Consider the following 11,369-nt stretch of genomic DNA (forward strand, 5'->3'; position numbering starts at 1 on the left):
AGATTTGCTCGGTGAGCTCGCGGTTCTCGGCAATGAAGCGGGGGTTCGAGTACGCCGCGTTGGCGAGTCCCACCAGCGCGTTCACGCCCACCCGCAGCTTGGCCGCGGTTTCCGCGATGAGCTTGGAGTCGCCGTAGTAGCCGCTGATCACGAGGAGGTCGGGCCGGGCCGCCTTCACCTTGGCCAGCTCGGCGGTGAAGTCGGGTGAGCGGAGGTTGTAGGGCACGCGCTGCACCAGCTCGTAGCCCTTCGTCTTCGCGAAGGCTTCGACGTGATTGCCCATGGTGGTGCCGAAGTTCCCGTCCTCGTGCATCATGGCGACGCGCTTGATCGGCACGTTGGCCGCCCTCGCCATCTCCAGCATGTTGTCCACGGTCAGCGTGGCCATGGCCCTGCCGTTGGGCTGCATCCGGAACGTGTAGCGGAGCCCGCCCTCGGTGAGATTGTCGGCGACGGCGGCGAGGAGGAGGAACGGCGTGCGCGCCTTCTCGGTGTCCTGGCGCACGGAGAAGGCGACCAAGCTCGAGAACGGGCCCATCAGCGCGACGACGCCCTGGTCGATGAGGCGCTGCGCCTCGGACTTGCCGAGCTCGACCTTGTTCTGCGTGTCGCCGGGGAGCAGGGTGAGCTTGGCGCCGCCGAGCGACTTGATCCCGCCCGAGGCGTTGATCTCGTCCACCGCGAGCAGGATGCCGTTCAGCGCGAGCTGGGCCTCGAAGGCGAGCGGGCCCGTCACGGGCAGGATGTACCCCACCTTCACCGGCGCGGGCGCCTGGCCGCGCGCCACCGCGGGAAAGCCCGCGGCCGCGGTGGCCGCGCCGAGCGTCCCGAGGAAGCCGCGCCGGGTGATGGAGCGGTTCATCCTGCGCCCTCTGTCGTCGCTCATTGCGAATCCTCCTGGAGAGCTTCCGGGGACTGCTCGCGTCGTGGTCAGGGAAGGCGAAAAAGCGCGGTCAGGCTAGCACCCGCCTTCGGGAAGGTCAACGCGCGCGGCGGCCGCGCAGTATCGTCGCGGGGTGCCTGCCGTAGTGTGGAGCTCGTTCTTGCTCGTCGCCCTCGCGGAGATGGGCGACAAGACTCAGCTGCTTGCCCTCACCCTCGCCTCGCGCTATCGGCGGCCGTGGACCGTCCTCGCGGGCGTGCTCGTGGCCACCCTCGCCAATCGCGCGCTGGCCGCGTCGGTCGGCGAGGGCGTGGCGCGCGCGGTCGCCCCGCGCGTGCTCGCCGTCGGCGTCGCGCTGGGATTCTTCGTCTTCCGCGTCTGGACCCTCATCCCCGACCGCCCAGCCGAGCCGGGCACGCGCGAGCGCGGGGCGGTCACCGTGGGCGCCACGCTCGGCATGCTCGCCGCCAATGGGCTGGCCGTCTTCGGCGGCGTCGCGCTCGCCGCGCGGCTCCCCATGCATTATCTGCGCTGGTCGGCGGCGACCCTGTTCGGGCTCTTCGGCGCGCTCGCGCTGGCCTCTGCGTTCCGCGGGGCCTAGGCGTCTGTCCCCACGTTACCCACCGCTTGTGGATGGATTGTCGCCCGGGCCCACCCGGTGGTGCCCGTCCGGCGTGGCAGGGCTAAAACCTACAATGTTGACAGGGGTTTAAGCTTAAGGTACAGTAGTTCCCAAACGCCGCGCCCCGCACAGGCGGAGTTGCCCCTACGGAGGTAGGAGGGCGAATGATCACGGTTCCGGCGCATAGGGTGAAGCAATTCGGGGTCGAGTTCTTCCAGGCGTCGTTCTCCGCCAAGGACATCGACCGCCTGGTGAAGTTCGAGGTCCTCGGCTATGCCGGCAAGGACGCCCCCGCCCCGAAGGCCAAGCGCGCCAACCGCGCCCGCGTGAACTGGGAAATGCTCGAAAAGCGCATCGGCGAGAGCGAGGCAGCCTATCAGCGCCCGGTGATCCGTCGCAAGATCGACGAGCTGGTCAGCTACTACCGCGACTGCAAGGAGGCGGGGACGCTGCCCGCCATTCCCGGCGCCGTCATCATCACCTCCGAGAAGCGCTTCACCTTCACCCCGATGGCGAGTCAGCACGATCTCGGCCTGCTTCAGATCCCCGAGGAGCACGGGGTCCTTCGCGTCCTGGACGGCCAGCACCGCCTCCTCGCCCTGCACGCCCTGACCCAGGCGGGCGAGAACCTCGGCATCGAGGTCCCCGCCGTGCTCTTCGACCGCCTCGACGCGCGGCAGATCGTGGAGCTCTTCGTCACGATCAACGCCAAGCACACGCGGCTGAACCCGTCGCACATCGTGAGCCTCGCCGGGCGCAAGCTCTACCCCGATCCCAACCAGGCTCTCGCCCACGACGTCATCCGCTCGCTCAACGAGGACCAGACCTCGCCGCTGGCCGGCGAGATCAAGATGCTGGGCACCGGCCGCGGGCGCGTGTCCCAGGCGCCGCTCGCGGAAGAGATCGTGGACTTCCTCGAGACGGTGGAGAAGATCGGCGGCGGCGCTCGCACGAGCGAGCTGCGCAAGGAAGCCAAGCGCTTCTTCCTCAACTACATGAAGGCGGTGGCGGGGGTGTTCCCGACCGCGTGGGCGGGGCGCAAGTACTCCATCAAGACCGTCGCCGCCCTCCGCGCCTTCATCCGCGTGGCCCCGGACGTGATGGCGCGCGCCCGCGAGCTCAAGCGCGACGCCTTCGACTACAACGCCATCCGCGAGGCCGTGAAGCCCTGGGGCGAGCGGCTGCGCGACCGCCGCTTCGAGACCGAGGGCGAGTGGAAGACCAAGCTCGCCGGCGGCACCCGCGGCACCGTGGAGGCCCTCACCCGCGAGCTCCGCGAGGCGATGCGGGGCTAGCGATACGAAGGCAGCGCGGCAGGCGTCCTCACTCCTCCGCGAGCCGGTAGCCCACTCCCGGCTCGGTCAGCAAGTGTCGCGGCCGCGCCGGATCCCCCTCGATTTTCCGCCGCAGTTGCGCCATATACACGTGGAGGTAGTGTGGCTGATCCGCGTAGGGCCGTCCCCACACCTCCTTCAGGAGCTGCTGGTGAGTGAGCACCTTGCCCGCGTGGCGGATTAGCGTGGTGAGGAGCCGGTACTCGATGGGCGTAAGGTGCACATCCTGCCCCTTCACGGCCACGCGGCGGTGCGCGAAGGCCACCACGAGGTCACCGGACTCGTATAACCCCTCGTCGATGTCCCGCACGGCCCGGCCCGCCCCTCGCAACAGCACGCGCAGGCGCGCCAGCAGCTCTCCCACGCCGAAGGGCTTGCTCACGTAGTCGTCCGCGCCCGCGTCCAGCGCGGCGATCTTGTCGACTTCCTGGCCGCGGGCGGAGAGCACGAGAATGGGCACCGCCGTCCATTCACGCAGCCGCCGGATGACGTCGAGCCCCTCCATGTCGGGAAGCCCCAAGTCCAGGATGATGACGTCCGGCTGCCGGGTCTCCGCGGCCTGCAGGCCCTCGCGCCCCGTCTCGGCCTCCACCAGGCGATAGCCGTGGTCGACGAGGCTCGCGCGCAGGAAGCGACGGATCTCGGGCGCGTCCTCGATGAGGACGACGACGGCCCCCGGCATGGACGCGGGCGCGCTAGCAGGCATCGACGACAGCCGTCGGATCCGGCAGCGAGGGCGACTCTTCCCGCGGGAGCGTGAACCGGATGGTGGCGCCGTCACCGGGGCGGTTCTCCGCGGTAATGGTGCCGCCATGCACCTCCACGATGGCCCGGCAGATCGCCAGCCCCAGGCCCACTCCCCGCGTGCTGGGCGACCGGCCTCGGTAGAACTTCTCGAAGGCGCGCGCCTCCTCGCCCGGCGCGAACCCCTGCCCTCGGTCGCTCACTTCCACCACGACCTTGAGGCCGGCCACCGAGGCGGCCACCTCGATGGGGGAGCCGGGCGGCGAGTAGCGCGCCGCATTGTCCAGCAGATTGATGAACACCTGCTCCATGAGCAGGGCGTCGATGCGGACCAGCGGGAGATCGGGGGGCAGGATCACGCGCACCACACGATCGCGGAGGAGCTGGTCCAGCCGATGCAGGGCGGAGCCGACGATCCCATCCAGCGCCTGCGGCTCCGCCTTGATCGTGACGGCGCCCGACTCGAGCCGCGTCATCTCGAGCAGCTCGTTGACGAGCCGGTCGAGCTGGGTCGCCTCTCCGTGGATGGAGCGCACGAGGTCCCTCCGCGTCGGCGCGGCCAGGCGCTCGCCGCCCTCGAGGAGACCGCTCGAAGCGCCGATGATGGTGGCCAGCGGCGTGCGGAGGTCGTGCGACACCGAGCTCAACAGCGAGTTGCGCATGCGCTCCGTCTCCGCCCGCAGCTCCGCCGCCTGCGCCTCCTCGGCGAGCTGGGCGCGCTCGATGGCCAGCGCGGTCTGGTTGGCGAAGGTCTCGAGCTGATGGAGCGCCTCGGGATTGTCGAACGCATGCGGCTCGGGCGGCACCACCGCGAGCACACCGACCGCCCCGCGCGAGGCGAGCAAGGGGACGCAGAGGACACGCGCGCCCGGTACGGTGGACGTCCCCAGCCCGGCCACCTCCCGGTGCTCGTAGGTCCATTGCGCCACGCCGAGATCGGTGCCGCTCAGCTCGACGCCCTCCGGCTTCGAGAGCCGCGGGGCCATATGCCCGGCCGCATCCGGCAGCAGCACGGTGATCTGGCCCGCGAAGACCTCGCTGATGTGCCGCAGCGCGGTCTCGAGGAGAGTGTCCACTCCGCGGCCGCTGGCGAGCTCCCGGCTCATGCTGTAGAGAGCGCCGATCCGACGCTCGCGCTGGCGGGCCGCCGCGGCCTGCGCGCGGATCCGCACCGTCATGCCGCTCGTGACCAGCGCCACCACGAGCATCACGAAGAACGTCAGGAGGTGCTCGGTGTCGGACACTGCGAAGGAGAGGTAGGGCGGAACGAAGAAGAAGTCAAAGGCGAGCACGCTCAGCACTGAAGCCACCACGGTCGGGCCGCGTGAGGTGCGGGCGGCCACCGCGACAACCCCGAGCAGGTAGACCATTATGAGATTGGAGAGCCCGAAGTGGCCGAACATCGCACAGGCGATGCCAGTGCTCACGGCTACCGCTGCCAGAGCAAGGCCGTAGGAGGCCCAGTTGGGCACATGCGGGCGCGGCCGGAGCGGCCGGCCCGACGCCGGCTCCCCCTCGCCGCTCACCACGTGGATGTCGATCTCACCGCTGCCCCGGACGAGCGCATCGACGATGGATCCCAGCAGGATGCGCTGCCAGAGCGAGCGGGCGGGCTTGCCGATGACGATCTTGCTGACGTTCCGCCCGCGCGCGTATGCAAGAATCTCTTCGCTCATCGTCGGGCCGCTGAGCCGCACCGTCTCGGCGCCGAGCGATTCGGCGAGCCGCAGGGTCTGGATGATGCGGTCCTGGTCAGCCTGGGACAGCCGCGCATGGGCCGCCGTCTCCACGTACGCCACGATCAGCTGGGCGCCGAGCCGGTGGGCGAGGCGGTGTCCAGCCCGCACGAGCTGGGGCGAGAAGGGGCTCGGGCCCACGCAGACGAGGATGCGCTCGGCCACCGGCCAGGTCTTCGCGATGGCGTGGTCGCGCATGTATGCCTGCATCTGCGCGTCCACCCGCTCGGCGGTACGCCGCAGGGCCAGCTCGCGAAGCGCGATCAGGTTGCCCTTGCGGAAGAAGTTCTCGATGGCTTCCTGCGCCTGGGTAGGGATATAGACCTTCCCCTCCTGCAGCCGCTCCAGGAGGTCGTCGGGGGGCAAGTCCACCAGCTCGATCTCGTCCGCCCGCTCCAGCACCGAGTCCGGCACTGTCTCGCGCACGACCACGCCGGTGATCTTCGCCACCACGTCGTTCAGGCTCTCCACGTGCTGGACGTTGAGCGTGGTGTAGACGGTGATACCCGCGTCGAGCAGCTCGAGGACGTCCTGCCAGCGCTTCCGGTGACGGGAGCCCTCGGCGTTGGTGTGGGCCAACTCGTCCACGAGGATGGCTGTGGGGCGGCGGGAGAGCGCGCCGTCGAGATCAAACTCTTTGAGCGTCGCCCCCCGGTATTCGACGAGGCGGGGCGGCAGGACGGGCAGCCCCTCGAGGAGGGCGGCGGTCTCGGCGCGGCCATGTGTCTCGACCACACCCACCAGCACGTTCCTGCCGTCGGCCTGGAGCTCGCGGGCCGCCTCCAGCATGGCGTACGTCTTCCCCACTCCCGCCGCCGCGCCGAAGAAGAGCTTGAGCCGCCCCTGGCGCTTGCGCGCCTCCTCCTCCTTGGCGCGCGCGAGGAGCGCGTCGGGGTCGCGGCGGTGCTCGGTCAAGGCGCCCGATGCGCGCCCGCGAAGCGGAGTCCGAGAATGGACACCGCGATCGCGAACGCGCGCCACTCGTCGAGATTGAGGCCCTGCTCCCCGCCTTCCCATACGTCTAGGGCCAAGCGGGTCCCGTCGCTCACCAGAGGAATGCGGCCGCCGCTCGGAGGCAATCGCAGCCCATGTGCGCCGAACCGCAGCCGTACGTCGTGGACCGGCAAGAAGGAATCTAGCGACAGGGCCACCGGGGCATCACCGGACGGCACGACCCCGACGGACGCCAGCACCCGACCTCCCTCTTCGCGCACGGCCATGGCGCGAAAGCCGAACGCGCGCTGAAGGCCGACGAGCGCCTCCGAGGGGTCCGCGCCGGTCTGCACCTGCCTTACCAGCCGCCGCAGCACGTCAAGCTCCTTGGCCGCACGCCCCGCGGCCTCTGACAGTCGCTCCCGCCGCGTGCCGAAGGCAGCGGCGATCAGGCCGCAGCCGGCCAGGGCGACGAAGGCGATCACGTCGTCCGTCTTGTCCATCGTCAGCGAGAGATACGGCTCGGTGAGGAAGAAGTCGAGGCTGATCGTCGCCATGAGGGCGGTAAGGAGGGCTGGAATGCGGCCTCCGAGTTCGGCCACGATGATCGTGAAGGCGAGGAAGACGAAAGCAAGATTCGATGCCGACGCCACCGACCGGAGGGGGATCAGCACGATTCCGAGCGCGATCGCGCCCAGGGCGCCCAGCGGCAGCCAGACCCCCAGCCGTTCGTCCCTGTCCATGTAGACCTCCTTCCGGCTGCGCCGACTCAGTCGGGCTTCTATTGCATCACGGCGCCGTCGCCTTCACCAGCGCATCCCCGAGCGCTAAAAGAACGAGTACTAGAGGCTGAGCGAGATCGTGTCCAGGGTCTTGGACTGCGGCGACACCCCCTGCGAGGCGTCCGGCCGCGACGTCCTGGCCTTGAACACCTTCTCCGACGCGGCGTCGTGCCGGTACTCCGCGAACCCGTAGTCCGCGTTCAGGCTCAGGATCGTGTTCTTGAGCCCGGTGTAGTTCACCACCAGGTCCAGCACCGCCCGCTGATTGGCCTTGTTGTCGTTCTGCTCCGGCCCCACGATCCAGTTCAGGTTCGCCGTCAGGTCCTTGATCGGCGTCAGCGCGAACTGCCCCGTATACGACACCGCGTTGTTGTTGTCGCGGCTATTGTCCCACCCCAGCACCACCCCCGCCGTCACGCTGAACTGCTCCGAGAACGTGTAGGACAGGAGGCCCCCGGTGTGCGTCAACGGCGTCGCAAAGGTGAAGAGATAGCTCCGCGAGAAGTTCAGGTTGTTCGGCGACTCGATGATTTCGTACCCGAGCAACGTTACGAACTTCCCGCCCTTGACGATCAACCCCTCCCCGATCGGGATCCGCGCCGAGAGGTATGCCTCCTGCAAGTCGTACTTGGGTGTGTTGCGGAAGGGGAACGTGTCGTTGTCCCCTCGGAAAATGCCCAGCGAGTGGTTCTTCTGCGCGTCCAGCCTCGCGGTGACCACCAGCCCGTACCCCCACCAGTACTTCTCCGAGGGGTCCTTTTTGATGCTGAACTCCGCCATGTTGAACGTGTACCCTTCGTCGAAGTCGTAGAAGCGCAGCTCGTTGGTGGCGCCCGGCCCCGCCCCCGTGAGATTGAACGTGTAGCTGTTTTCGATGTAGGCGAAGAGCTTGTGCTCCTCCCAGTGCGTCTTGGGCTTCTCCGGCTCCTTCGGCGCCTCCGCCGCCGGAGCGGCCGGGCCCGGCGCCGGCGTCTGGGCGAAGGCGGGGGCGGTCGTGACGCCGACCAGCAGCAGCGCCGCCAACAGGGGCGCCCACTACTTGGCGTCCAGCGCGAGGTTCAAGGCAAGGACGTTCACCCGGGGCTCGCCCATGATTCCGAGGGTGCGGCCTTCCGTGTGCCGCTCCACGAGCGCCTGTACCGCCGCCGAATCGAGCTGGCGTGCCTTCGCGACGCGCGGCACTTGATAGAGCGCGGCCGCGGGGCTGATGTGCGGGTCCAGCCCGCTCCCCGAGGCGGTCACGAGATCAACGGGAACGGGCGCGGTGTTCCCGGGATCGGCGGCGCGCAGGGCCTCCACGCGCCCCTTCACCGCGTCCAGCAGCGCGGGATTCGTCGGCCCGAGATTCGATCCCGAGGACGCCGCTGCGTTGTAGGGGAACGGCGATGTGGCCGACGGCCGCCCCCAAAAATACTTGGGGTCGTCGAACGGCTGGCCGATGAGAGCCGAGCCGACCACCTTCCCGTCGCGGGTGATCAGGCTCCCGTTGGCCTGGAACGGGAACGCCACCTGGGCGATGGCGGTGACGAGGGCCGGATAGGCGAGACCCGTCAGCACCGAGAGCGCGGCGAGCAGGACGATCGCGGGGCGTAGCTGCGTGAACATGGCGGGTCTCGTCTACACCAGCCGCAGAGCGACCAGGATCATGTCGATCATCTTGATGCCCGGGAACGGGATGATGATGCCACCGATGCCGTAGATCCAGACATGACGACGCAGGACGGCGGCGGCGCCCAACGGCCGGTAGCGTACGCCCTTCAGCGCCAGCGGAATCAGCGCGATGATGATCAACGCGTTGAAGATGACGGCGGAGAGGATGGCGCTCTCCGGCGTGGCCAGGTGCATGATGTTGAGCGCGTTCAAGACCGGATAGGTGGACGCGAACGCGGCGGGTATGATCGCGAAGTACTTGGCCACATCGTTGGCGATGCTGAACGTGGTCAGGGCGCCGCGAGTCATGAGCATCTGCTTGCCGGTCTCCACCACCTCGAGCAGCTTGGTAGGATTGGAGTCCAGGTCGATCATGTTTCCGGCTTCCTTGGCGGCCTGGGTGCCGGAGTTCATCGCCACCGCGACGTCGGCCTGGGCAAGAGCGGGCGCGTCGTTGGTGCCGTCGCCCGTCATCGCCACCAGGCGACCCTCGGCCTGGGTCTCGCGGATCAGTTTGAGCTTAGCCTCGGGCGTCGCCTCGGCGAGGAAGTCGTCGATGCCGGCTTCGGCGGCGATGGCCGCCGCGGTGAGCGGGTTGTCACCGGTGATCATCACGGTGCGGATGCCCATGCGCCGGAGCTCGATGAAGCGCTCTCGGATCCCGCCCTTGACGATGTCCTTGAGCTGGATGGCGCCGAGCACGCTCTTGCCGTCCGCGACGACGAGCGGGGTTGCCCCCGCCTTCGCGATCGTATCCACGGCCGCGCGCACCTCCGGCGGCACAACGCCTCCGAGATTGCGGACATGGGTCTCGATCGCATCTGCGGCGCCCTTGCGGACCTGACGGCCGTTGAGGTTGACCCCGCTCATCCGCGTCTGTGCCGTAAACGGCACGAAGGTGGCGCCGAGCTTCTCGACGTCACGCTCGCGGATTCCGTACTTGTCCTTGGCCAGCACCACGATGCTGCGCCCTTCAGGCGTCTCGTCGGCCAGCGAGGCGAGCTGGGCGGCGTCGGCGAGATCGCGCTCGGGTACGCCGGGCGCAGGGTAGAACTGCGTGGCTTGACGATTACCGAGCGTGATGGTCCCGGTCTTGTCGAGGAGCAGGACGTCCACGTCACCCGCCGCCTCTACCGCCCGGCCGGACATGGCGATGACGTTCTTCTGGATCATGCGGTCCATGCCGGCAATGCCGATGGCGGACAGGAGCGCCCCGATAGTCGTGGGGATCAAGCACACGAGGAGCGCCACCAGCACCGTGACGGTCACCGGCGTCCCCTGCCCCGCCGCGCTCACGCTGTAGATGGAGTACGGCAGCAGCGTCGCGGTGGCGAGGAGGAAGATGATGGTCATCGCCGCAAGGAGGATATCCAGCGCGATCTCGTTGGGCGTCTTCTGCCGCTTGGCGCCCTCCACAAGGCTGATCATCCGATCGAGGAACGCCTCGCCGGGATTCGCGGTCACCTCCACGATGAGCCAGTCCGACAGCACTTGGGTGCCGCCGGTCACCGAGCTGCGGTCTCCGCCGCTCTCGCGGATGACCGGCGCGCTCTCACCGGTGATGGCGCTCTCGTTGACGGAGGCCACGCCCTCAATGACGATTCCGTCCACCGGGATGAAGTCGCCGGCCTCGACCAGCACCACGTGCCCCTTGCGGAGCGAGGTGGCGGAGACCCGCTCGATCGAGGCGCCCCGCTGCGGCCGGGCGAGACGCTTCGCCTGCAATTCACGGCGCGCCTTGCGCAACGACGCCGCCTGGGCTTTCCCCCGCCCCTCCGCCATCGCCTCCGCGAAGTTGGCGAAGAGCACGGTGAACCAGAGCCACACCGACACCCAGAAGATGAACCAGTCTGGGGCCTCTCCCATGCCCATGAGGGCTTGGAGCCACAGGAGGGTCGTGAGGATGGATCCCACGTACACCACGAACATGACCGGGTTGCGCACCTGACGTCGCGGAGTCAGCTTGCGGAACGAGTCGACGATGGCCTGCTTGATGATCGCGGTATCGAACAGCCGGTGCTTGACCGTACTCGCCATGGCTTCAGGACCTCACTTCGCAGCGATCAGGGTGAGGTGCTCGACGATGGGTCCGAGCGCGAGCGCGGGGACGAAGGTCAAAGCACCGACGAGGATGACCACGCCGACCAGTAGCCCCACGAACAGCGGCGTGTGGGTCGGCAGGGTGCCGGCGCCGGCTAGCACGAGCTTCTTCCGGGCCAGCGCCCCCGCGATGGCCAGCACCGGGACGGCCAGCCAGTACCGACCGAACAGCATCGCGAAGCCGAGCGCGGTGTTGTAGAACGGCGTGTTCGCGGACAGCCCGGCGAACGCGCTGCCGTTGTTGTTGGCCGCCGAGGAGAACGCGTAGAGCACCTCGCTGAAACCGTGGATGCCGGGGTTGGCTATCCCCGCCTTGCCTGCGGCGGTCACGACCCCGATCGCGGTGCCGATCAGCACCAGGGCCGGCGGGATCAGGATCACGAGGGATGACATCTTCATCTCGTAGGCCTCGATCTTCTTGCCGAGGTATTCGGGCGTGCGGCCCACCATCAGACCGGCGATGAATACGGCGAGGACGACGAAGACCAGCATGCCATAGAGGCCGGCGCCGACACCGCCGAAAATGACTTCGCCCGTTTCCATGTTGAAGAGCGGCACCAATCCGCCGAGCGGCGTGAACGAGTC

The 11,369-nt window shown here is 68.5% G+C and carries 10 protein-coding genes; 2 read left to right on the top strand and 8 right to left on the bottom strand.

All coding sequences use genetic code 11. The annotated features are described in order from the left end of the window. Window positions 1-886 (bottom strand): ABC transporter substrate-binding protein (locus VFX14_03735; protein HEU5188780.1); only part of this gene is annotated, 886 nt, incomplete at its 3' end. Window positions 887-1,016: 130 nt separating this feature from the next. On the opposite strand from VFX14_03735, the gene VFX14_03740 reads away from it, so the two are divergent. Both VFX14_03740 and VFX14_03745 read left to right on the top strand, forming a co-directional pair. After that, window positions 1,017-1,484 carry a TMEM165/GDT1 family protein gene (locus VFX14_03740; GenBank protein ID HEU5188781.1) on the top strand — a complete coding sequence of 156 codons (468 nt, stop codon included), beginning with the start codon at window positions 1,017-1,019 and terminating at the stop codon, window positions 1,482-1,484. Between the two features lie 185 nt (window positions 1,485-1,669). Then, window positions 1,670-2,800, top strand: a complete 1,131-nt coding sequence (locus VFX14_03745; protein HEU5188782.1) for a DGQHR domain-containing protein — start codon at window positions 1,670-1,672, stop codon at window positions 2,798-2,800. Window positions 2,801-2,828: 28 nt separating this feature from the next. On the opposite strand, the gene VFX14_03750 is transcribed toward VFX14_03745, so the two are convergent. From VFX14_03750 to VFX14_03780, 7 genes are all read right to left on the bottom strand, one after another. Further along, on the bottom strand, window positions 2,829-3,545 hold the full coding sequence (locus VFX14_03750) for a response regulator (protein HEU5188783.1): 717 nt from the start codon (window positions 3,543-3,545) through the stop codon (window positions 2,829-2,831). Next, window positions 3,535-6,234, bottom strand: a complete 2,700-nt coding sequence (locus VFX14_03755) for a sensor histidine kinase KdpD (GenBank protein HEU5188784.1) — start codon at window positions 6,232-6,234, stop codon at window positions 3,535-3,537. Before VFX14_03755 ends, VFX14_03750 begins: the two co-directional genes overlap by 11 nt. Next, window positions 6,231-6,995 carry a DUF4118 domain-containing protein gene (locus VFX14_03760; GenBank protein HEU5188785.1) on the bottom strand — a complete coding sequence of 255 codons (765 nt, stop codon included), beginning with the start codon at window positions 6,993-6,995 and terminating at the stop codon, window positions 6,231-6,233. The genes VFX14_03755 and VFX14_03760 overlap by 4 nt, the downstream gene beginning before the upstream one ends. Before the next feature lie 99 nt (window positions 6,996-7,094). After that, on the bottom strand, window positions 7,095-8,057 hold the full coding sequence (locus tag VFX14_03765; protein ID HEU5188786.1) for an outer membrane beta-barrel protein: 963 nt from the start codon (window positions 8,055-8,057) through the stop codon (window positions 7,095-7,097). Between the two features lie 12 nt (window positions 8,058-8,069). Beyond that, window positions 8,070-8,639 carry a potassium-transporting ATPase subunit KdpC gene (gene kdpC, locus VFX14_03770; protein HEU5188787.1) on the bottom strand — a complete coding sequence of 190 codons (570 nt, stop codon included), beginning with the start codon at window positions 8,637-8,639 and terminating at the stop codon, window positions 8,070-8,072. Between the two features lie 12 nt (window positions 8,640-8,651). Then, window positions 8,652-10,721, bottom strand: a complete 2,070-nt coding sequence (gene kdpB / locus VFX14_03775; GenBank protein HEU5188788.1) for a potassium-transporting ATPase subunit KdpB — start codon at window positions 10,719-10,721, stop codon at window positions 8,652-8,654. A gap of 12 nt (window positions 10,722-10,733) precedes the next feature. After that, window positions 10,734-11,369: potassium-transporting ATPase subunit KdpA (locus VFX14_03780; protein ID HEU5188789.1), on the bottom strand; the 636-nt coding region annotated here is incomplete at its 5' end.

Source organism: Candidatus Methylomirabilota bacterium, from assembly GCA_035764725.1.
In the GTDB taxonomy this organism is placed as follows: domain Bacteria; phylum Methylomirabilota; class Methylomirabilia; order Rokubacteriales; family CSP1-6; genus DASRWT01.